Source organism: Larkinella knui (genome assembly GCF_003858645.1).
GTDB classification, from domain to species: Bacteria; Bacteroidota; Bacteroidia; order Cytophagales; family Spirosomataceae; genus Larkinella; species Larkinella knui.
In genome coordinates this window covers 1,566,369-1,589,077 of the sequence record NZ_RQJP01000001.1, presented here as the reverse complement: position 1 = coordinate 1,589,077, position 22,709 = coordinate 1,566,369, and the positions used below count along the sequence as shown (strand labels likewise).

Here is a 22,709-nt window from a genome sequence, read left to right as displayed (position 1 = left end):
ATTACGATTACGGGTACGTTGAGCTATAGACTGTGAATCTACCGGACGTAAAACCGCTCTGACAGGTAAGCCGGAAAAGCAGAGAGATTGGCGTGGTAAACAGCTTGGAAAATGACCACTGGTATTAGTTTGGCGCAAAATAGAGCAATTGTTTTATGACAAGCAAATGCAGGAGCGGGAGAATGTGATGAATGGGTTTCGGGAAATGTGTTTTTGGGAATTGCAAGGTAACCGCCCGCCAAATCTCGAAAATGCGGGCTTTTTTCGTAAGTTTGATAAACCGCAAAGCGCCTATCGCTTGCCCTCTTTTCGAGAAAATACCTTCGGATAAAACCACCCACTCATGCACTACGGAGATACTGTAAAACACAGCAATGCAGGCATCAACAACGGCCACCCGATGACGGTTTCGAGTATGAATGAAGACGAAACCCAGGCGCTGTGCCGCCTGGATGACGATTCGGAAGAATGGTTCGACGTACAGGAGCTAACCGTAGTGGGCGAACTGGACGACAGCTTTATCTGAGCGAAACCGGGTTTTGATAAACCCGGTTTATAAATACGTGAAGGGGTTTTTTGAGTCCACGTAGGTGATTTTCAGATCGGGTAGTTTGGGTTGCAGCCAGGGCACCAGCCACTGCATGCCGGGCGCTTCACTCATGATGTGGCCCAGGATTCCAAGGGACAGGTTTTGCCCCTGTTGCCGGGCATCCCGAACGTATTCGGCGGTTTCCCACTCGCTGATCTCCCCGCACAAAAGCACATCCGGTTTGTCCTGCTGCAGAGCCATGATGTGGCTCCGGCCGCCCGAAGCGCCCGGCATGAGCAAAACCCGCCGGCAGAGTTGCGCCGGATCGCCCACCACCCGCATCTGGGCGATACCCAGTTTTGCCTTCGCATGGGCAATAATCTGCTTGAGCGGCATCGGCGCGGGGAGCGTGATCAGGCGCGGATTTTTCTCGTCCAGGTAGTTCTCCCAACCCAAAGCGGTCACCACGCCCATCCGGATGCCGTCGGGTCGGTGGGAATGCCAGTAATCGTGGAACCGCCAGACCGCAATGCCGTTTTTTTCGAGCAGCGCGTGCTTTTTCTGGAAAACTTCGTCTTTTTGCAGCCAGTCGGTTTCGTCGGCGTGGTTGTAAAAAGTTGGTTCGTGAACAATGATGAAGTTGGCTCCCAGCCGAATGGCTTGCTGGATGACCTCCATCGTGGCAAACATGGTGGAAACGATACCGGTCACTTTCTGCTCGGCATTCCCGGATTTCAGGGTGTCGACGGTTTTTGGAAACGGCGCATTCGGGATGGTTTTCAGAATCAGTTCCATCACCTGGCCCACGGTAACGGGCTGGGCGGGTTGCCGGAAATGTTCCGTGGGGTTGATTCCCGGAACCGTCAGTAAAAGAGAGGCTTTGGTGAGGGTGCCGACAAACGCCCTGCGGCCTGGTTTTTCCGGTGATATCATGGTTTCTGGTGGTAGTTAAAGGCTTCCATTACTTTTGACCGTTCGATGGGTGGCATAAATTTGAAAAACGTTCAGCAGCAGCGTAGGGAACAGGATCAGGATTTTTTTCATGGGAAAGGTCGTTCTACTCCGGCAAGCTTAACCATTTTTGCGGACTTTTTAGGGCTGGACCCATAAAAAATGCCCCACCAGGTGGCGGGGCATTTTCGATTCACATGTTAATAAACTTTACATTCTTCTTAAAAAAACCGGTGGGTTATTTTCCGATCATTTCCGTCGGGGCGCTTTTTTCCACGGCTTTCATGACCCGAAAAAAATTGCCACTCCAGATTTTCTCGATGTCTTTTTTGGAATACCCGCGACGGACAAACTCGACGGTGAAATTTTCGTATTGACCCACATCGAAGCAGTCGGCCAGCGCACCACCGCCGTCGAAGTCGGCACCCATCCCGACGTGGTCGATTCCGATCAGTTTAACGATGTGGTCGATGTGGTCAACGGCGTCTTTCACGGTAGCCAGCTGAACGGGGTATTTTTTGTTCAGCTCCATAAAGTCGGCCCGCAGTTTCTTCTGATCGTCTTCCGACAGCTTGCTCATGGCTCCCATCATCGCCCGGCGGTCTTTCACGCCCCATTTTTCCAGCATGGCTTTCTGCGCGGCTTCACGCTCCGGGCTCACCGGAATGGTTTTGACATAGTCGCTCAATAGATTCAACTGTACCACGCCACCGTTTTTCGCCAGTGCCTTCAGCATGTCGTCGGTCAAATTGCGGGGGTGATCGCAGACGGCTTTGGCCCCTGAATGCGAAGCGATAATGGGTACTTTCGACAGCCGGACGACATCATAAAAGGTCGAGTCCGAAACGTGCGAAACGTCGATCATCATGCCGAGCCGGTTCATTTCGGCCACCACCTGCTCGCCCAGGGGGCTGAGTCCCTGGTATTCGGCTCCTTTCGGATCGGTGGATGAGTCGCAGATGTCGTTGTTGCTCGAATGGCAGAGCGTCATGTAGCGGGCGCCGAGGTCGTAGAATTTCTTCAGCATCGACAGGTCGTGACCCATCGGATAGCCGTTTTCTACCCCGATGAAAATCGCGCGTTTCCCGGTTTTACCGACGCGTAAAGCATCCTGTGGCGTCGTTACCAGCTCGGCTTCGGAACCGGTATTTTTGAGCGTCGTATGAATCGCATCGAAAATGCCCAGGGCTTTTGTTTTCGCGATTTCGTGGCCTTCCGGCGTGCGGGGCCCCTGGCCCAGATAAACCGCCCAGAAAATAGCATCCAGACCGCCTTTCCGCATCCGCGGATAATCCACTTTGCTGTTGGTGGTGCGGGCGTCGTTGTCTTTTGTGACATCGAATCCGGGTCGCGAGAGCAACATCGGTGTATCGGCGTGGGTGTCGACGGTAAATGCTCTTTCGTGAATTTTCTTCGCTTTTTTCAGCAACGCTTTTTCATCATCGCCCGCCGATGCCGGGATAACGCCGGTGGCGAGGCAGGCAAGCAGGGTAGGGTAAAGCCAGTTTTTCATGGGGAAATTAGTTTAGTAGAACTAGAAAAAAGGGTACGTATGGTTCCGTACCCTTCTGATGGATAGTTATTTGGCAAACCAGAGTTTGGTTTTCATGTCATTTTTGCCGCCCTGTTTCGTGAGGGCATCGCTGAAATTCTTGAAGTTCAGCGACTCCTCCGTTCCCGGATACGGCAGCCGGGTTGGAATCACCCCGCCGTTGGTGTTGATCACCGCCGGTGAAAGGGCCGGAATGCCCGTGCGCCGGTATTCCGCCCAGGCTTCCAGACCCTGACCATACAAGGCGATCCATTTCTGCTCCATGATTTGCGTATACCCCGCTGCGCCGGTTTTCAGGGCGTTGGCCGCTAGATAAGCCGCATCGGCCGTCAGCTTGTATTGCGCAAACGAAGCGTTGATGCCGGCCGTATAGTTGGTGGCCACATCGCCCGCCGTGGTGATGCCTTTGTAGGCAAATTCCGCTTTAATGAACAGCATTTCGGCATAACTCATGATGACGCCCGGGGCCGTTGGTGACACGAAATACGCGCCAACCTTGGACGTTTTGGCCAGGCCCAGCGCATTGGCATCCGCACCGGAAAGTCCGTTGGGAACCCCCAGAAAATCACCACCGGCGGCCGGTTTGTCGGCGTAAACCGCCAGCCGGGCGTCGTTCATGGCTTTCAATTTGTTCACCAGCGTGGCACTAACCCGGTGGTCGTCCCGCGTTTTGCGGTTCTGGTTGATCGGGTTATTGTTGTTGGTAGCATCGAGGTAATTCAACTGAATGTTATCGGCATTCGACTCCATAACCGGGTATTTCGCCGGGTCGCTCAGAATCCGGTTGATCTCCGCTTTTACATCGATCGGCGCATCCGCTTTTCCCAGCATCCGGTTTAGCAAACGCAGGCTGAGTGAATTGGCAAATTTCTTCCATTTGGTCAGGTTACCGGCAAACAGAATGTCGCCCGCGATGCCTTTGGTGGCATCGTTGAGCACCAGCATGTCATTGGCCGCTTTCAACTCCGCAATCAATCCCGCATACACATCTTTCTGGGCATCGTATTTGGGGGATAAGGTGCCTTCCAGCCCCTGAAGTGCTTCCTTGTAGGGAATGTCGCCGTAGATATCGGTCAGTAGCGAAAACACCCACGAGCGCATGATCACCGCCACCGCCTGGTAGTTGGGATTATTGGTTTCCTTGCCAAGTTTATAAATGCGCTGGTAATCGGCTAGGGATTCGATGTAGAATATTTGCCAGGACGACCCGCCGTACACATCGCTGGTGATGGTATACTGATCGATGTCCGTATATTGAATCCGGGCCCAGTATTGCGGAATCAGATCCCCCACGTCCATGCCCAGTGAGCCGCCCCAATAGGCATCGACGGCACTCTGAATACCGTGTGGCAGGAACAGATCCGCCGAGGCAACCGTCGGCGCATTGGGGTTGGTATTGATTTCATCAAAGTCGCCCGTACAGGCGGAAGCACCCAGCAGGAGGGCCGCCAGAACGGTTTTATTTTTCAAGGTATGAAGAATGCGTTTCATGATTTTAGTTTATGATTTATGATTTATAGTTTTTGGTTGGTAGTGAAGCTGTTAGCCAACTATAAACTAAAAACCTTAAACGGTTTTACAGATTGAAGCTGATGTTGAAGCCCATCGTGCGGGTGGTCGGCGTCTGGCCGTTTTCAATTCCCTGCAGGTTTCCGTCGTTGTAGTAGCTGGTTTCCGGATCGATGTGCGGAACATTGCTGTGGAGCAACGCCAGGTTACGGCCCACAATCGAGAGAGCGATGTCGCGGAACGGTAGTTTTTTGAACACCTGACCGGAAATCATGTAAGTCAGTTTCACCTCGCGCAGTTTCACGTAGCTGGCATCAAACAGCGTTACTTCGTTGTTGGTCAGCGAGTAGTATTTTTTGTGCCACTCTTCGGAAGAGATTTTGGTCGTATTTGGCGTATAAACCGGGCTTTCGGCGGTTCCGGTATTGACCACGCCCTGACCGATAATGCCATCCTCGCGACCCACCGTGGTTTCTTTCAGGACGCCGGTATAGCGACCGATATTCACGCTTTGCGAGAAGATGTCGCCACCCGATTTAACGTCGATCAAGGTGCTCAAAGACAGGTTTTTGTAGCGGAAGGTGTTCTGGAATCCACCAATCCAGTCCGGGGTAAAGTTGCCCAGAATCCGGCGGGCTGGATTGATCTGTGGATAACCGCTCTTGTCGTAGATGACATTGCCGTTGGGGTCACGCAGCAGACCCTGGCCAAAGAACGTGCCGTACGGTTGGCCAACGCGGGCTTCGATCGTCATACCGCGCACCGTTCCCAGGGTGTAGGTCGTCAGGCCGTCTGGTAGTTCGACCACCTTGTTGCGGTTGCGGGCCCAGTTTACACCAATGTCCCACTGAAAGGCACCGGTTTGTATGGGCGTTGCGCTCAATTGGACTTCAATGCCCTTGTTTTGCAGTTTACCGGCGTTCAGTACTTTCGAATTAAAACCGGAAGCCTGGGAAATGTTTACGCTCAGTATCTGGTTGAACGACTGTTTGTCGTAATACGTCACATCCAGCCCGATGCGGTTATGCCAGAGTTTTACCTCAGCACCCACTTCGTAGGAACTGGTAATTTCAGGCTTCAGCGTGGCGTTCAGCATCGTGTTGTTTTCGGCCAGCGACGGCGTGCTTCCCCAGGGATTCTGATAGGTATACGCCTGAATCAGGTTATACGCATCCGTGTCGTTACCAACCCTGGCAATACCGGCGCGTACTTTGGCAAACGACAATACCGGTGAGTTAAGATTGAACATGTCGGTCAGAACGGCGCTGAGGGAAGCCGACGGGTAGAAATACGAGCGGTTATTGGCGGGCAGCGTACTCGACCAGTCATTACGGGCGGTCAGGTCCAGAAACAGGTAGTTGCGGAAACCGAGGTTGGCCGATGCGTAAGCGCTGTTGACCTGCTTTTCTGTGTACGAGTTTTCGGCTACTTTGGCCTGGCGGGAGTTGCCCAGGTTCCAGACGCGGGGAATCGCTAACTCCGTAGCACCCATGTAATTGCGTTGGTAGTAGTTGGTCCGGTGGTTGCCCCCGATATTGGCCGTCACATCGAACTCGCCGAATTTATGGGTGGCATTCAGCAGGAAGTCGGAGTTCGACTCGCGGATGAAAATCTGCTCTTCGTTGTAGCTGTCGTACTGTTTGGCGCCGTTCAGGTTATCGATCCGGGCGGCTCCTTTTGTTTTCCGACGATCTTCGTAAACGTCCGTTCCCGTGCGGGCCGTCAGCGTTAGCCAGGGCGTAAATTTGTAGGTGGCTGCCAGATTGCCGTAGAGCCGGTCTTTTTCGTTGAATTTCGTACTCAGGTTCAGAACATAATACGGGTTTGTCCAGTAATTGTTATTCCAGTTGTTCTGGTAAATGCTGTTGGGCGCCGTGTAGTTTTTCAGGTTTTCCATGTCCACCTGACGGCCAAACCAGATAAAATACAGACCCCAGTTCGTGCGGTTGTCGCTGCCATCTTTCACATAATTACCCGTGGCCCGGATGCTTAGTTTCTTGGTGAGATTCCAGCCGGCATTCAACGAAACCGTCTTCCGTTTGTAGTCCGTATTCGGCAAAATACCGGTCTGATTCAGGTCCGTCAGCGACAGGCGGAAATCGCCTTTATCACTTCCGCCCGTGATCGACACGTTGTTGGTTAACGTGCGGCCGGTCTGGAAAAACTGGTTGACATTGTCGGGATGGGCAATCCAGGGCGTTGGTGTCCGGGTGCCGTCGGCCGCAATCGGAGAGTCGAACTGCGGAATCAGGCGACCATCCAGTTTGGGCCCCCAGCTTTCATCTACGCCATCGTTGACCCCTTTTCCGGTACCATCGACGTAAGAAAACTGACCTTTATTGCCCTGTCCGTATTCATTCTGCCATTCCGGCTGGCGAAACGGGGTATCGAAAGCGGTATTGGAGTTAACCGCAACGCCGATGCCTTTCGTGCCTTTGCCGCTTTTGGTCGTAATCAGAATCACCCCGTTGGCACCGCGTGAGCCATATAAGGCAGCCGCGCTGGGGCCTTTCAAAACGCTCACGTTATCGATGTCGTCCGGGTTCAGCGAAGAAGCACCGTTGCCGTAGTCAACCCCGGTTCCCGAGCCATAGTTGCCATTGTCGATCGGAACACCATCGACTACAAAGAGCGGCTGGTTGTTGCTACCGATCGAACTGGTACCGCGAATCAGAACCCGGGAGGATGCGCCCGGCGATCCATTGGAATTCGTTACCTGCACCCCGGCAATCTTGCCCGACAGGGCGTTGACGAAGTTGGTCGAACGGGCCTGGGTTAGTTGTTTGCCACTCACTTCCTGTACCGAGTAGCCCAAGGCTTTCTTTTCACGGGTAATACCGAGTGCCGTCACCACCACTTCGCCCAGGAGAGCCGCATCTTCTTCCAATGGAATTTCGATGGAAGTTTTATTGCCGATGGGCACTTCAATCGGTTTAAAACCAATGAAGGACACAATCAGGGTGGCGTTGGCCGGGGTGTTGATCGTAAACTCGCCGTTTGAGTTGGTCGTGCTGCCACGATCCGTTCCTTTGATCAACACATTGGCTCCGGGCAGGCCCCCGCCATCGGTTTTCGACACAACCCGTCCCTTCAGGGTCAGATCCTGCGCGTAGCTGGCCAAACTGATCAGGATGGCAAACAGCACATAACATGGGGTAGATATTCTTTTCATAAAAATGAAAAATTAACGAAGTGAGATGAACTAGGATTATTTTTAGTGAATTGGCGAATTGAGAGGATTTTTACTGCTTTAAAAAAAATACTGTTTTGGTAATTATTTTGCTTTTTAGGCTAAATCAAGTTTGTTTTTGATGTCGTATGTGATCTAATTATTAAATTAATTAAAAATCTAATATAAAAGACGAGGTAATCAATAACCAAATTTTATTCTAATTATAGCTTATAATTTAAAATTAATATTGTAAAAATAGAATTCTATCATAAGATTTGGTAGAATATGCCTATTGGGACCATATAATAAATAAAATGATGCAGTTCAAACTAAGGTTAAAGTTTATAGTATGAATTTTCAAAGCTGATGGTTCATTTTTAGGTGTTATTCCGGCGTAAAAAGGGGGCTATTGAAGTCGGTGTGAAAGCTGGTTTCTACCGCATTCCGGGGGAGACGCGGGCTGTTTCCAGACCCGGATGGTAGACGTTCAAAAGAGTAAATCGGCCGTCACGCTGGCTTTACTAATTTCAAAGCCAAACCTGATGAAAAAGCGTTGTCTGTTGTTTGCCGGATTGTCTGTCCTGTGGTTTTTTAGGGTTGTCGCCCAACCTAAACCGCCCCGTCTGATTGTCCGCGGAGACGACATGGGCTATTCGCACTCGGGCAATGAAGCGCTGGTGAAATGTTACAAAGAGGGGATTGAGTCGTCCATTGAGGTGATTGTGCCTTCGCCCTGGTTTCCCGAAGCAGTTGAAATGGTAAACGATATTCCCGGGGTCGATGTCGGAATTCACCTGGCACTGACCAGCGAGTGGGACAATGTAAAATGGCGCCCCGTGTCGGCTTGTCCCAGCCTGCGCGATGCCGACGGGTATTTTTACCCGATGATTTACCCGAACAAAAACTACCCCAAACGCGCCCTGGTGGAAAACGACTGGAAACTCGACGAGGTCGAACAGGAATTCCGGGCGCAAATCGAAATGGGCCTGAAAAAGATTCCCCGCATCAGCCACATTTCCGGCCACATGGGTTGTACGGGCATGGGCGACGACGTGAAGGCGTTGATTCAGAAACTGGCGAAGGAATACCAACTCCTGATTCTCGATCATACCAGGCAGGAAGCGGGCGTTACGGCTGCGGGTTACCTGGGACCGCACGCGACTTCGGCGGAAAAAATCGAGAGCTTTTCCAAAATGCTCGAAAGTCTGGAACCGGGCAAAACGTATCTCTTTGTCGATCACCCTGGGCTTGATACGCCGGAATTACGGGCTATCCATCACATTGGTTATGAACAGGTTGCCGTCGATCGCCAGGGTGTCACCGACACCTGGACCAGTCCGCGCATCAGGGAGTTGATCAAAGCCAAAGGGATTCAGCTAATTGGATACCGCGATTTGAGAAAGTGAACGAATCGGGATTCCGCATCAGTGGCCGGTTCATGAATTCGTGCCGTATTGCAACGGGCAGGAACTTTCATGCGTACCGATGAGCAGACTCCTAACGGCAAACCAATGGCTATACGGTACAGAAACCCACTGATGGTCCGCCTGCTTCTGCTCCTGATGTACGCTCTGCCCGGACGCATTCCGGTCGCATTGGGCCAGGGGGTCGATTGCGCCAATGTCGGCTTCGAAGAAGGTACTACCCGGGGCTGGGTTTTGTCGAACGGGGCGGTGGAGGACGTCAATCAGAAAGTAGTGTACCAAAGTGAAGTGCCCGGAACGATCGAGAATGAACACCTCATTACCCGGGCCAGCGATGGCAACGATCCCCGAATCACCAGCGAAGCCATTCCGATGGTGGCCCCCGGCAGCAACTACTCGATCCGGATCGGTAATGTGACGCGCGGAGGGCGGTTTGACCGGATCAAAGGAACGTTCCTGGTGACTCCCGATAACACCTTATTCCAATACCGGTTTGCCGTTATTCTGGAAAATCCCCGGCACGAAGTCTGGCAGCAGCCGGAGTTCATGATTCGCATCACGACGCAGGACGGGACTACCATCGGTTGCAGTCTTTACAACGTGACGTCCGCCGGTACGATCGATGGGTTTAAAAGCCAGGGCGATTTCCGGTTTCGAAACTGGACGACGGGGGCAATCAATCTTCAAAACTACGTTGGTCAAACGATTACGGTGGAAGTAACGGTGCATGGCTGCACGGAGCGACGACACGTCGGCTACGCGTATTTTGACGCGCAATGCCTGAAAGCTCAGATCAGCCCGGCCTTGTATTGCCCGCTGGTCGATCCTAAAATGACCTTGAAAGCGCCGGAAGGTTTTGCGTCATACGTCTGGAATACCGGCGAAACCACACCGACGATCCGCATCGACCCGGTGCAGGGAGCCCGTTACTGGGTGAAAGTCAAGCCGTTTTCCAGCCTGAATGAAACCTGCGAATTTCAACTGAACCACATCGTCAGTTTTGAACGTCAGAATGAACCGGAGCCGATGGCCGTGTCGATTTGCGAAGGGGAGGGCTATGCCGTCGGCGATTCGACCTATCGTCGGGCCGGTACCTATTTAACCCGCATCAAGCGGGGCACCGAGGTGTGTGATAGCCTGGTAAAAACCGTACTGACCGTTCGCCCTTTGGCCCGCAGTTCGCAAACCGTCACGATTTGCGAAGGCGAAAGCTATACCGTGGGTTCGGCGGTGTATAAAACCGCGGGCTCCTACGACACCCGGATTGCCCGGCCCAAGCCCCTTTGTGACAGCCTGGTAACGACCAATCTGGTCATCAGCACGATTGCCCTGTCGGTTACGCCCGATACCCTCATTCGTCCGAACGCAAGTGCTCAGCTTCGCGCGGTGGTGTCGTCGCCCGGAACTTACCGCTACACCTGGAGTCCGGCCGACGGTTTGTCCTGCCCGACCTGCGCAGTTACTACCGCAAAACCGCCGGAGACAACCCGCTACACCGTAACGGTCGAAAATACGGATGTCAGCTGCCGAAAAACCGCATCGGTGAACGTAACGATTGGCGATTGCACGATTCACACGCCGAGTGCTTTTACCCCAAATCATGACGGGAACAATGATGTTTTCCTGATCCTGGGTACCGACTGTGTGGCTGAAATTAAAGAATTTGTCATCTATAACCGCTGGGGCGAAGTCATTTTTACGAAACAGAATTTTCCGGCATCCAACCCCGACTATGGCTGGAATGGCGAGTATCTGGGCACCATTTCGGAGGGTGGCGTCTATTCGTTCCGAATAAAAGTAGCTTTTATGAACGGGAAAGTCGACGAACGGCGGGGAACGGTTACCCTGATTCATTGAGGATGGCCTACTTTTTAGGTTCCCATATTGAAAAAAGAGTAACTTTAGTAGCTAAACTGGTTTTTGTCAAAAACCACGCTCGTATTGCCCATTTCTACTCTCTGACCTATGCGCCCGTTTGTTTACCGAGCTTTGCTCTGGCTTCTGTTGCCGGGCTTGGCCTTTCCGGCCCTGGCTACGCACCAGGTCGGCGGACAGATTGAAATGCGCGCCATCGGCGATGTGCCGGGGCATTTTCAAATCACGGTTACCAATTACCTCGAAGACAATAACCGGGCCGCTATGACAACCGGCGGGCAGATCGGAATCTTCCGCAAACGCGATAATGCCCGGATGCTGGTTTTTGATGTGTATGAAACGGCTCAGCGTCAACGGGTTGTGTTTACGAACGAATCCTGCGCTACCTCCAAAAACCAACGGGTTGTGGTTGCTACCTTCGGCGCCGAAATCCAGCTCAACCCGACTGTTTACAACGATGCCGGGGGCTATTACATGTCGTTCCAGACCCAAAACCGGAACGATGGCATTAACAACATCAATAATCCGGTACAAACCGGTTTTACGTTCTACCTCGAATTTCCGGCCCTGCAAAAAAACGGGCAGCTTTTTACCAATTCGTCACCCCGGTTTTCTACCATCAATGGCGAATACCTCTGTATAAATGAGGCTTTTACGTTTCCATTTGGCGGTTCCGACCCGGATGGCGATGAACTGCGGTATTCGATGGTGACGCCCCTCAACAAAAACGGGACGGGCCGCAATCAGGAAGTGTCGGCGGGACCTTATCCGGATGTGCAGTGGCTGGGCGGTTTTGAGGCCAACAATGCCATTCCGGGTAGTCCGACGCTGACCGTCGATGCCAGGAGCGGCCAGCTCTCCGTTACGCCAAACCAGTTGGGCCTCTTCGTTTTTGCGGTGAAGGTGGAAGAATACCGGGATGGTCTGAAAATTGGCGAAGTACGCCGGGATTTTCAGTTTCTGGTTATCGACTGCCCGCCGGTCACGACCCCCAATCCGACGGTTTGGGCCACCAATCAGCCCACCGGTACCGAATTTACGATCTGCAAGGGAAAGTCGCTGGAACTGCAAACGACGGTCAATCCGGATTGGAACTACCAGTGGCGACGGGACGGCCTGAACCTGGCAGAGGCCACCGGTACCAAATTAGTGGTCAATGAACCGGGAACCTATTCGGTTTTTGTTTCCATAAAAACGCAGTGTGGCAAAGCCAGTGGCTCGCAGAACGTGAAGATCAACGTTATCGATCTCACGTCAGCCATCAACACAACCGGCCAGCTCTGCGCCAAAGACGGCTCGGTGTCGCTGAGCGTGTTGGAAGGAACCGGGCTTGTTTACCAGTGGTATCAGGATGAAAAGCTCCTGGCGGCTCCGGCTACCGGGCCCGTCATCACCACTAGCCAGCCGGGCCAGTTTCGGGCCGTCCTGACCCAGCCGCAGTACGGGTGTAGTTATCGTACCGAAACCGTCTCCCTGACGCGGGCGGCCCCGGTTCAAGCGGCCATCCGGTCAGCCCAAACCCGGCTTTGCCCCGGCGGATCGCTTTCCCTGGAAGGGGTCGGCGGGGTCAATTTTGCCTGGCAACGCGACGGGCAGGCCGTGGCTACGGTTACTGATCCGGTATTTTCGGTGCAAACCGCCGGTCGCTACGTCGTCGAGGTAACCGCTCTAAACGGGTGTAAAGCGACTTCCACGCCGTTCGTGGTTGAACAGATTCCCGGGGTGCAGGTGACCATGGAGGCCGTTCCGTCCGTTTGTGGGACCAATGGGCCGGTTTATGCGCTCACCGGAACCCCGGCCGGAGGGACCTTTGCCGGACCCGGTGTGTCGGGTGCCCGGTACGATTCCAAAGCTGCGGGCATTGGGAATCACGTTCTGACGTATTCGGTCAATTTTGCGCCCGAATGTCCGGCGGCTGTGGCGCAGCAAACCGCCATCGTTGCGCCCATTCCAACGATTTTGCTTCCCGAAGAAGTCATCACTTCCAGCGGTAAATCATTGACCCTGACGCCCGAAATGACCGGCGATCCGGTGGTTTTCCGGTGGTCGCCACCCACTTACCTGGCAGACACGACCGAAGCGAATGCGCGGGTGGTGGACATTACTGACGATATCGTCTATACGTTGAAGGTTGAGAACGCAACGGGTTGTAAAGCCGAGGGGTCAGTCGTAGTGACGGTATATGAGCGAATCTGGGTGCCGGGCGCTTTCACGCCGAATGCCGACGGGCAGAACGATGTATGGGAATTGAAAGGAGTCGAAGCCTTTCCGGAAGTTGAAGTGACCGTTTTTAATCGCTGGGGAGAAGTCATTTATAAGTCGGTCGATGGGTATTCTCATCCGTTCGACGGGACTTTAAAAGGGGAACCCGTACCGCCGGGTGCCTACGTTTATACCATCCGCTATGAACCCAAACGGCCCTTGCTGCGCGGAACTTTGGTGATTTTGCGGTAATCAAAACCAGCTTTTTGGGTTTTAATAGTTTATAAAAATAGCCGCACCGGCTTTTTCATACCGGTGCGGCTATTTTTATAAACTATTTGCAAATTGTACTTATTTAACCGGGATGGTTTTCACGGCGATTTTCGCACCTGCCGCTGACGTGATGTTAAGTGGCTTGCCATAGGTATCGATCAGATTTTTCCAATACAAATCACCCGGAGCGGTCGAGTTTCCAGCAATTGTACGATTCAGATCGAGATTCGTTTCAGTGAGATTATCGATCATCCAGACATCACCCGCCGGAAGTTGAGTCGTCGTTAGTGTCAACTTTGTATCATTTTCAGACAAAGCCCACTTGCCCGTTGAAGAAGCACCTTCAAGGCTGGTTTGTACCAGATCTCCGTTGCTTTTAAATTCAAGACGAAACTTACTCATATCCACCAGGTTTCCTGGATTACCTTTTGTGTAACCCGGCACTGCCAAGGTACCTACCGTTATAACACCCGTTTGAACCTCCCAGGTACGGGCAATCATCTCCGCTTTGGTTTTTACCGCCGGAGTATCGTCTTCATCTTTGCTACAACTTACGAACAGAGTAGTACCCATTAAAAGGAGTAAGATTGCTTTTTTCATAAATCAGTTTTTTTCAGGCTTAAGTTTTCCGGCAGCAATTTATTGAAATATTTTTAGACCGGCTGGCAAAAGGACCGTTTAATAAACGCTTTGTCCGGCTAATATATTATATGGCAGTTTTTGCCTGCCCCGACAGCCAGCGCACCCATCCTCGGAACGCCTGAACCGATGCAAACCGGTTCAATGCAATCCCTGACAAACACAATGGATATGCCCGAAACTCTGGGTTTCGGCGTGCCAGTCAAAAGCGTCGTTGTAGCGGTTATGTTCCCAGAAAAACTTGCCGCGTGTCCGGTTGTAATTTCCGGTTTCGTTCATCGTGGCCGCATCGAAAAGCCGCCCGTTGATCATCACGTACCGGATCGATTCACTGTTGCGAAGGTCCTGCAACGGGTTTTTGTCGAGCACCAGCAAATCGGCCAGTTTGCCGACTTCCAAAGACCCGATTTCCCGATCCAGCCCCAGGTTTCTGGCCGGGCCGATGGTGGCCTGTTTCAACGCCTGAAGATTTGAAATACCGCCCTGACCCAACATCCAGAGTTCCCAGTGCGCGCCCAGTCCCTGCAACTGACCGTGCGCACCGAGGTGTACGCTCACGCCGGCGTCGGCGAGTTGTCGGGCCGTTTGGGAATTGCCAATGTGGCCGAATTCCTCATCGGGCAACATCAACCGCCGACGCGAGCGGCTGTCGACCACGGCGCGGGGTGTAAACCGCAGCAAGCGTTCCTGTTCCCAGACGTTCATTTTCTGATACCAGTAGTATTCGCCCGAAACGCTGCCGAAACTGACAATCAGCGTGGGCGTATACCCGGTTTTGCTGTTGCTCCACAACGACACGACATCCTTGTAAACCGGATCGACCGGCAGGTTGTGTTCAATCGTCGTGTGGCCATCCATAATCATCGTCAGGTTGTGGTTGAAGAACGACCCGCCTTCCGGCACCACCATCATGCCCAGTTCACGGGCGGCCTGAATGATCTGCTGGCGCTGGTTTCGACGGGGCTGGTTGTAACTTTTAACCGAAAACGCCCCGACGGCTTTCATCCGGCGCAGGTGCGAACGGGCATCGTCGAGGCTGTTGATCACGGCCTTGAAATCGCCTTCGGCCCCGTAAAGGATGGTGCCCGTCGAGAAGACCCGGGGACCGAGCATCCGGCCGGATTTCACCATTTCCGACTGACTGAAAACCATTTCCGTATTCGATGAAGGGTCGTGAACCGTGGTGACGCCGTAGGCCAAATTGGTAAAATACGACCATTGTTGCTGAGCCGATTTGCCGTCGCCGGTGCCGATGTGCGCGTGGGAATCGATCAGGCCCGGCATGATGGTTTTGCCCGTGGCATCGATGATTTTTGCGTTGGCCGGAATGGTCACCGAACCGGCCGGGCCAACGGCCAGAATTTTGTTATCCTGAACCACTACGATACCGTTTTCAATCACCGCGTCGTCTTTCATTGTCAGGATCGTCGCGCCCTTGAAAGCCACCACGCCTTTCGGAACATCGGCGGTTAATGTAAGACCAATCGGAATACCGGTCGTATCGATGGCGGGAAGCTTTTCGGGGGCACCCTCCACAAAGGCAAAACTGTTCCGGATGGACCGCGTGAAGTAGTCCGGGCCAATCGTCCAGTGCAGATTCTGGCTGTCGTTCGACCAGTGCAGGTAGTCGCCCGCGTCGCGCGTTACTTTATAAACCGGAAATGCTTTGGTGCCACCCGAGAGCTCCGCGGCTTTCCCGGCCCTTGGAAAAGGGGCAATGTAAAGTTGAAAAAGCTCCTGAAACGCAATCCAGCGGTTGTCGGGACTCGGCACAAACCGGGTGGCGTAGGGAGACGTAAAATGCGTTTGCTCGTCGGCGTTGTTGAGCGTAACACTTTTGAAGGATTTGGTAGCCCCGTCTTCCACGAAGAAAATCCGGTCGCCGGTGCTGTTGAAGAGCGGTTCTTCGCCATCTTCCCGAATGAACCGGGGCGTTCCGCCGTTGCCCGGCATCACGTACAAACCCGGTTCCTTGCCAAACGCAAAACCCATAAAACCGTTCCCCGTGCCTTTTCGATAAACCAGTTGCGAGCCATCGGGCGAGAAAACCGGCGTGTTGTAAAAGCCTTTTTCGCGGGTTAAAGTCTCCATTTTGCGGGATTGCAGGTTCAGTTTCCGGATGCTGCCCGCCAGTGAATCGTTCCAGGTGGTATAAACGACAAATTTTCCGTCGGGACTAAAACTGGGTTCGTATTCAAAACTGGCGGTTTCTTTGGTCAGCCGTTCGGGCTGGCCGTTGGGCAGGGTTTTCTGGTAGAGATACCCGGCCGCGTGGAAAATAAGCGTTTTTCCGTCGGGCGAGGTACGCGCGTGGCGAATCATTTTCGACTCGAAGGTGGGTGAAAAAACCGTCTGCGGGAACCGAACGGCCTCCTGAATGGTCAATTTAGCGTTCACCGTAAACGGAATTTCAACGGCTTTCCGGGATTGCACATGGACCCGGAACAGCTTGCCTTTGGCCCAGATCACGAGTTCTTTGCCGTCGGGCAACCAGTCGTAATTCGGATACAGCCCCATGATCGCCCAGGCTTCCTGCTGGTCCTTGTTGAGCTGATCGAAAACCGGGAATTCTTCCCCCGTTTTCAGGTCGTGGATGTACAGCACGGTTTTGGTGCGAACCCGCCGGACAAACGCCAGTTGCCGACCGTCGGGCGAAACTTGCGGCCGTGTGGCACCGCCGGGACCCGTCACGATGTTTTTCACTTCGCCCGTCTGACGATCGACGCGCCGGATGGCGTAAATCTGGCCATTGGGGTCTTTATTGTACTGGAAAATAGGTCCCGGACTCACATCTTCACTGAAATAGACATACCGCCCGTCCGGCGAAACGCAGGGTTCACCGGCATCCTGCTGGTCGTTTTTCCGCTTTGTCAACTGCAAACCGCTCGTTGTTCCGCCGGAATGATACAGCCAGAGCTCGCCGGCACCGAGCGAACGGCGGCTGGTAAAGTGCTTACGGGCAACCAGATACTGGCCGTCGGGTGTCCAGACGGCATTGTTGAGCAACCGGAACTCTTCGTTGGTGATCTGTCGCGGGTTGGAGCCGTCGCGGTTCATGGTCCAGATGTTATCCCCCCCGGCGCGGTCGCTGGTAAACGAAATGCGGTTGCCATCGGGGCTATACCGGGGCTGAACATCCAGCGGCAAACCACCCGACAGCAGTCGGGCCGTTCCGCCGGTTATGGGCAGGGTATACAGATCGCCGAGCAAATCGAAGACCAGTTCCTGACCGTTCGGACTGACATCCAGATTCATCCAGGTGCCTTCACGGGTTGTAAACGTAACCTCTTTGGCGGGGCCGTGCGACGCGGCCACATCCCAGGCTTCCCTGGGTTTTTGGGCAAATGAAAAAGTAGAAGCCAGGAAGGCAACCGCAACGGTATAGAGTTTCTTCATCGGGAGCGTTTAAGAACTCGAAAGATACTGAATGAGCCGTAAAGGTAACGGGTAAAATGCCCAAATTCTGCCGTATGACTTTTGGAAGGATTACTTTGAAAATTTCTCCGTATAGTAGACTATTCCGATATTGAAAATGACAATACGGTAATTCGATAGTAAGAAGCGAATTTTCTAAAACTCTTTTAATCAGAATATTGTAGTATACTATAGATTGATGTCGATCCAATTTAACGAGTGTATATATAGTCTATAAATTGTACTATAGTAAGTATCAATCCATCCATTAGACCTACAGAAATGATGAAATCCATTGAAAAACAACTGGCTGATTTACAGCGGCAAATTGAGCATTTGACTACTCAAGTTACCGTACTTCTTGCGCATTCACCGGGCAATGCGGGTGGTTCGGACCGCACGCTGGTGCGGAAGCATCAGCCAAAACTGATTCAGGACGACCGTACTTTCAACCCGGCAAAAGGGCTGAACCGGTTTCGGGCCTTGCAGAGCAACGGTTGATACCGGTTTTTACAAAGGGTTCTTTCAAATCGCTGACGGCTGCTACTTCCTTTGCGCCGGTCACCGCGCTCCTTTCAGTTGCCGTTGAAAACCAGCCGGATAGCTCCTTCTGAGCCACGGGTTTTTGTTCCGGCCGTATGCTTCAACCGACGGGCCGGCTCGGCTTTATCCGGTTTTGTGCCGACCGGTTTCTTTGATTGGATACCCCCAAAGTTGGATCCGCCACAGGCCAGCATCCACATCCCGAGCGCCAGTCCCAGGGCAGACTGGATTAATTTACCGTTCGTGTTCATCAGCAGAATTGTTGTTTGAAGTCGCGAAGGTAGGATGCGGGTTGCCTTGTGGGCAATAAAATGAGGTTAAGTGGAAAAAATAGGGGGTAAAGCGGACGATTTTTTTTCTGAAAGAGCCAGCGCCCAGGACAAAGTGGCTAACAATCCGGACCTTCTTGGAAAATAAATAGTAAAAAACCGGGTCTTGCATCTTATAGGCGTATACCAGGTGTGTTTTCCACGAAAAACCTCTTCAACTTATACTTTTTTATGGCAGCGGAAAAAAAATCGGGGGTCTCCCGGAGAACATTTCTCGACCTGACCGCCAAAGGAGCCCTCGCCACCACGGCGCTTATCGGCGGGTTTCCAACCATCGTACCGGCCTCCGTATTTGGTAAAAATGCGCCCAGTAACCGCATCAACGTTGGCGCCATTGGCGTTGGCCGAATTTCACGAACCCACGATATGCCGGGCGTCTGGCAATACGATAATGCCCTCATCATGGCCGTATGTGATGTCGATAGCCGGCGGGTTGAAGAAGGAAAACAACTTGTCAACGGGGTTTATTCGAAAAAAACCGGTAAAGACTACGACGGTGTTCGCGGTTATTCCGACTACCGCGAGCTGCTGGCCAACAAAGATATCGATGCCGTTTTGATCAGCACGCCCGACCACTGGCACGCGCCGATGGTGGTTCATGCCGTCGAAGCGGGCAAGGATGTTTACATGCAAAAACCGGCTTCCCTGACCATTTCGGAAGGACGTCTGATGGCCGATGCCGTGAAGCGGACGGGCCGGATCATGCAGGTGGGCAGCCAGCAGCGGTCGACGACGCAATTCCGGTATGCCGCCGAACTCGTGCGCAACGGCCGGATTGGTCAGCTGAAAACCGTATACGTCGGTTTACCCGGCGACCCCTCGGGCGACGAAGAACCCGAAATGCCCATCCCGAAAAATCTGAATTACGACATGTGGCTCGGCACAACGCCCGAGGTCTATTACACCGAAAAACGGGTGCATCCGCAGGTGGGGTACGACCGTCCGGGCTGGTTGCGTTGCGAACAGTTTGGGGCCGGGATGATTACCGGCTGGGGGTCACACCACATCGACTGTTCGCACTGGGCGATGAATACCGAATACACCGGTCCGGTGGAAATTTGGGGTAAAGCCGAGTTTCCCAAAAAAGGATTATGGGATGTGCACGGTATTTTCCGCACGGAAGCGGTATACGAAAATGGCGTTCACATGATTGTGAGCAACGAATTGCCCAACGGCATTAAATTTGAAGGAACCGACGGCTGGATTTTTGTGTCACGCGGGGATGCTGCCGTTACGGCCAGCGATCCGGTTGCCAAACAGAAAGCCGCCAAAGCCCTGGATGCCAGCGATCCTAAACTGATCGAGTCGGTGATTGGGCCGAATGAAATCCATTTGCCCGTCAGTAAGGAACACCACGGCAACTGGCTGGAAAGCATCGTCAGCCGCAAGGAACCGATTGCCCCTGCCGAAGTGGGTCACCGCTCGTGCTCGGCCTGTCTGCTCCACCATGCTGCCATGAAACTGGACCGGAAACTGTATTGGGATCCGAAGAAAGAACAGTTTAAAAATGATGCGGAAGCCAATAAATTATTGTCCCGGACGCAGCGGTCGCCCTATGCCATCAAAGCAGTGGCATCCACCAAAACCAAATCCCGTTAATTACCGAATCTATCCGAATGAACGTATCGCCTGTAGTTGGCAGCCTGTTGTTGGCAGCCCTGTTTACCGCTTGTCAGTCTGGTCAAAAAAAAGATGACATGATTCAGTTGATTACCCTCGATCCTGGCCATTTTCATGCGGCACTGGTGCAGAAAACCATGTATGAGGGCGTCGATTCGACGGTTCATGTCTACGCACCGGATGGGCCGGATGTCGAGCTTCACCTGGAAAAAATAAAAACGTACAATGCCCGACCCGAGAATCCGACGCATTGGCACGAAGATGTGTATCTCGGCACGGACTTCCTGGATAAAATGCTGGCCGATAAAGCGGGGAATGTCGTTATAATGGCGGGCAATAACCGGTTGAAAACCGATTACATTCAGAAAACGGTTGCCGCCGGTTTTAACGTTTTGGCGGATAAGCCGATGGTAATTAGTGCGGCCAATTTCAATCAGTTAAAAGAAGCGTTTGCTACTGCCGAAAAAAAGAAGGTATTGCTGTATGACATCATGACCGAGCGGTATGAAATCAGTACGATGTTACAACGGGCGTTTTCGCAGCAGGCCGGGGTGTTTGGTACGCTGGAAAAAGGAACACCCGACAATCCGGCGGTGACCAAGGAAAGTGTTCACCATTTTTACAAGAACGTCTCCGGCAGCATCCTCACCCGCCCATCCTGGTTTATGGATGTGGCCCAGCAGGGCGAAGGGATCGTGGACGTAACAACGCACCTGGTGGATCTGGTACAGTGGGAGTGTTTTCCGGAACAAACAATTGATTATCAGAAAGATATTAAGTTGAATTCGGCCCGCCACTGGACCACCGACATGACCCTGAGCCAGTTCAAAGCCATTACAAAGCAGGACGCATTTCCGGATTACCTCAAAAAGGATGTGGTGAAAGACAGCGTTTTGCGGGTGTATAGCAATGGCGAAATCAATTACCAGCTCCGTGGCGTACACGCCAAAGTTTCCGTGATCTGGAAATACAAAGCGCCGGAAGGAACGGGTGACACGCACTACTCGATCATGCGGGGAACGAAGGCCAATCTGATCATTCGTCAGGGTGCCGAGCAACAGTACAAACCGACTTTATACATCGAAGCCGTTGACAAAAAAACGGATCTGGAAGCGGCTTTAAAGACGGTTTTGCCAACGATCCAGCAAACGTTTCCGGGCGTCGATGTGAAGAAAATAGCCACGGGCTGGGAAGTCGTCATTCCGGAAAAATACAAGGAAGGCCACGAAGCGCATTTTGGCCGGGTGGCTCAAAAGTATCTGGACTACCTCAAAGCTGGGGCCTTACCCGCCTGGGAAGTTCCGAATATGATCGCCAAATACCATACGACCACGCAGGCACTGGAGTTGGCAAAACGGACCCGCGGACTTTAGTCCGTGCTGGTTGTTTCGTAGAAGTAGACACTAAATCCATCAAAGATCACCTGGACTAACGTCCGCGGGTATACCATGAACAAATCACAAGCCAACCGGCGCCGGTTTCTGAAAGAGTCCGTCACGACGGCGGCTGGATTAGCCAGCCTGACGGTTTTGCCTAAAGAACTTTTGGCAACGCCCGCAATTCCGCATTTTGTTCCCAGTACGGGCAGTAGTCGTTTGAAAGGGGCTGCCCGCATCCGGTTTTCGGCCATCGGGCTCAATCATGGACACATCTATGGCCAGGTCGAAGCGGTGATCCGGGGCGGTGGCCAGTTGGTTTCTTTTTATGCCAAGGAACCGGACCTGGCGGCTGCGTTTACGAAGCGTTATCCGGAAGCAAAGCTCGTCAAAAGCGAAAAAGAGATTCTGGATGACAACTCCATCCAACTCGTGGTCAGTGCCGCAATTCCCGATGAACGCGCACCACTCGGTATTCGCGTGATGAAGGCCGGGAAGGATTTCATGGCGGACAAACCCGGTATTACGACGCTGGAACAACTGGCTGAAGTTCGTAAGGTGCAGAAAGAGACCAAACGGATTTACTCCATCATGTACAGCGAACGCTTGGAGAATAAGGCAACTATCAAAGCCGGGGAGTTGGTGAAAGCCGGCGCTATTGGAAAAGTGATACAAACCATTGGTCTGGGACCACATCGGATAACTCCTAAAAGCAGACCTGAGTGGTTTTGGGATAAACAACGGTTTGGCGGTATCATCTGCGACATTGCGTCTCACCAGTTCGACCAGTTTCTTTTTTTTACGGGCTCAACACAGGCCGAAGTAGTGGCTTCGCAGGTTGGCAATACCAACCATCCGCAGCACCCGAAATTTGAAGATTTTGGTGATGCGATGGTTCGTGGTAACGGCGGAACCGGGTATATCCGGGTCGACTGGTTTACGCCCGACGGACTCAATACATGGGGCGATGGTCGGTTGACGATTCTGGGTACCGAAGGGTTTATCGAAATTCGAAAGTATGTAGACATCAGCGGACGTGAGGGGGGCAATCACCTGTTTCTCGTTGACAATAAGGAAACGAAAACCATCGATTGCAGCCAGGTCGAAACGCCTTATGGTAAGCTTTTGATCGATGACATTTTAAATCGCACCGAAACCGCCATGACCCAGGCCCACTGTTTTCTGACTACCGAACTCGCGCTGAAAGCCCAGAAACAGGCGCAGGATGTAAAAATGAAGGTTTGATTTTTGGATGCCGGATTGAACGACGAAAAACGGGATGATTCGGATTTTCCGGCTCC

At 52.7% G+C, this 22,709-nt stretch carries 15 protein-coding genes; 8 read left to right on the top strand and 7 right to left on the bottom strand.

What is annotated here, in order from left to right:
• Positions 1-343 precede the first annotated feature (343 nt).
• Positions 344-526, top strand: a complete 183-nt coding sequence (locus tag EHT87_RS06490) for a hypothetical protein (RefSeq protein ID WP_124904998.1) — start codon at positions 344-346, stop codon at positions 524-526.
• 27 nt (positions 527-553) lie between these two features.
• Here EHT87_RS06490 and EHT87_RS06485 read toward each other — a convergent pair whose 3' ends face one another.
• The 4 genes from EHT87_RS06485 to EHT87_RS06470 all read right to left on the bottom strand — a co-directional run bounded on the left by EHT87_RS06485 (position 554) and on the right by EHT87_RS06470 (position 7,713).
• Complete coding sequence (locus tag EHT87_RS06485; RefSeq protein WP_124904996.1) at positions 554-1,462, bottom strand: Nif3-like dinuclear metal center hexameric protein; 909 nt, start codon at positions 1,460-1,462, stop codon at positions 554-556.
• Between the two features lie 256 nt (positions 1,463-1,718).
• The gene (locus tag EHT87_RS06480; protein WP_124904994.1) at positions 1,719-2,993 is read right to left on the bottom strand and encodes a dipeptidase; all 1,275 of its coding nucleotides are present in this window, start codon (positions 2,991-2,993) and stop codon (positions 1,719-1,721) included.
• Between the two features lie 66 nt (positions 2,994-3,059).
• Positions 3,060-4,523 carry a SusD/RagB family nutrient-binding outer membrane lipoprotein gene (locus EHT87_RS06475; RefSeq protein WP_124904992.1) on the bottom strand — a complete coding sequence of 488 codons (1,464 nt, stop codon included), beginning with the start codon at positions 4,521-4,523 and terminating at the stop codon, positions 3,060-3,062.
• 85 nt (positions 4,524-4,608) lie between these two features.
• Entirely contained in the window at positions 4,609-7,713 is a 3,105-nt protein-coding gene (locus tag EHT87_RS06470; protein WP_124904990.1) for a SusC/RagA family TonB-linked outer membrane protein, read from the bottom strand.
• A 542-nt stretch (positions 7,714-8,255) separates the two neighbouring features.
• Here EHT87_RS06470 and EHT87_RS06465 point away from each other — a divergent pair.
• The 3 genes from EHT87_RS06465 to EHT87_RS06455 all read left to right on the top strand — a co-directional run bounded on the left by EHT87_RS06465 (position 8,256) and on the right by EHT87_RS06455 (position 13,466).
• Positions 8,256-9,119, top strand: coding sequence for a polysaccharide deacetylase family protein (locus tag EHT87_RS06465; protein WP_124904988.1), 864 nt, complete (start codon positions 8,256-8,258; stop codon positions 9,117-9,119).
• A 132-nt stretch (positions 9,120-9,251) separates the two neighbouring features.
• Complete coding sequence (locus tag EHT87_RS06460) at positions 9,252-10,994, top strand: T9SS type B sorting domain-containing protein (protein WP_185716150.1); 1,743 nt, start codon at positions 9,252-9,254, stop codon at positions 10,992-10,994.
• A 108-nt stretch (positions 10,995-11,102) separates the two neighbouring features.
• Entirely contained in the window at positions 11,103-13,466 is a 2,364-nt protein-coding gene (locus EHT87_RS06455) for a T9SS type B sorting domain-containing protein (RefSeq protein ID WP_124904984.1), read from the top strand.
• 99 nt (positions 13,467-13,565) lie between these two features.
• Here the strand turns inward: EHT87_RS06455 and EHT87_RS06450 are convergent, their stop codons facing one another.
• On the bottom strand, positions 13,566-14,087 hold the full coding sequence (locus tag EHT87_RS06450; protein WP_124904982.1) for a hypothetical protein: 522 nt from the start codon (positions 14,085-14,087) through the stop codon (positions 13,566-13,568).
• Positions 14,088-14,267: 180 nt separating this feature from the next.
• Positions 14,268-17,522 carry an amidohydrolase family protein gene (locus EHT87_RS06445; protein WP_124904980.1) on the bottom strand — a complete coding sequence of 1,085 codons (3,255 nt, stop codon included), beginning with the start codon at positions 17,520-17,522 and terminating at the stop codon, positions 14,268-14,270.
• A 300-nt stretch (positions 17,523-17,822) separates the two neighbouring features.
• Between EHT87_RS06445 and EHT87_RS06440 the strand changes: the two genes are divergently transcribed.
• Entirely contained in the window at positions 17,823-18,041 is a 219-nt protein-coding gene (locus EHT87_RS06440; RefSeq protein WP_124904978.1) for a hypothetical protein, read from the top strand.
• 74 nt (positions 18,042-18,115) lie between these two features.
• Here the strand turns inward: EHT87_RS06440 and EHT87_RS06435 are convergent, their stop codons facing one another.
• Positions 18,116-18,334: a hypothetical protein gene (locus EHT87_RS06435; protein ID WP_124904976.1), complete on the bottom strand. Its 219-nt coding sequence runs from the start codon at positions 18,332-18,334 to the stop codon at positions 18,116-18,118.
• Positions 18,335-18,583: 249 nt separating this feature from the next.
• Between EHT87_RS06435 and EHT87_RS06430 the strand changes: the two genes are divergently transcribed.
• The 3 genes from EHT87_RS06430 (at position 18,584) to EHT87_RS06420 (ending at position 22,653) form a co-directional block, all read left to right on the top strand.
• Positions 18,584-20,011 (top strand): Gfo/Idh/MocA family protein, encoded by a 1,428-nt coding sequence (locus EHT87_RS06430; RefSeq protein WP_124904974.1) that lies wholly within the window; start codon positions 18,584-18,586, stop codon positions 20,009-20,011.
• Positions 20,012-20,028: 17 nt separating this feature from the next.
• Positions 20,029-21,405 carry a putative oxidoreductase C-terminal domain-containing protein gene (locus tag EHT87_RS06425; protein ID WP_124904972.1) on the top strand — a complete coding sequence of 459 codons (1,377 nt, stop codon included), beginning with the start codon at positions 20,029-20,031 and terminating at the stop codon, positions 21,403-21,405.
• Between the two features lie 75 nt (positions 21,406-21,480).
• Complete coding sequence (locus tag EHT87_RS06420) at positions 21,481-22,653, top strand: Gfo/Idh/MocA family protein (RefSeq protein ID WP_124904970.1); 1,173 nt, start codon at positions 21,481-21,483, stop codon at positions 22,651-22,653.
• Positions 22,654-22,709 lie beyond the last annotated feature (56 nt).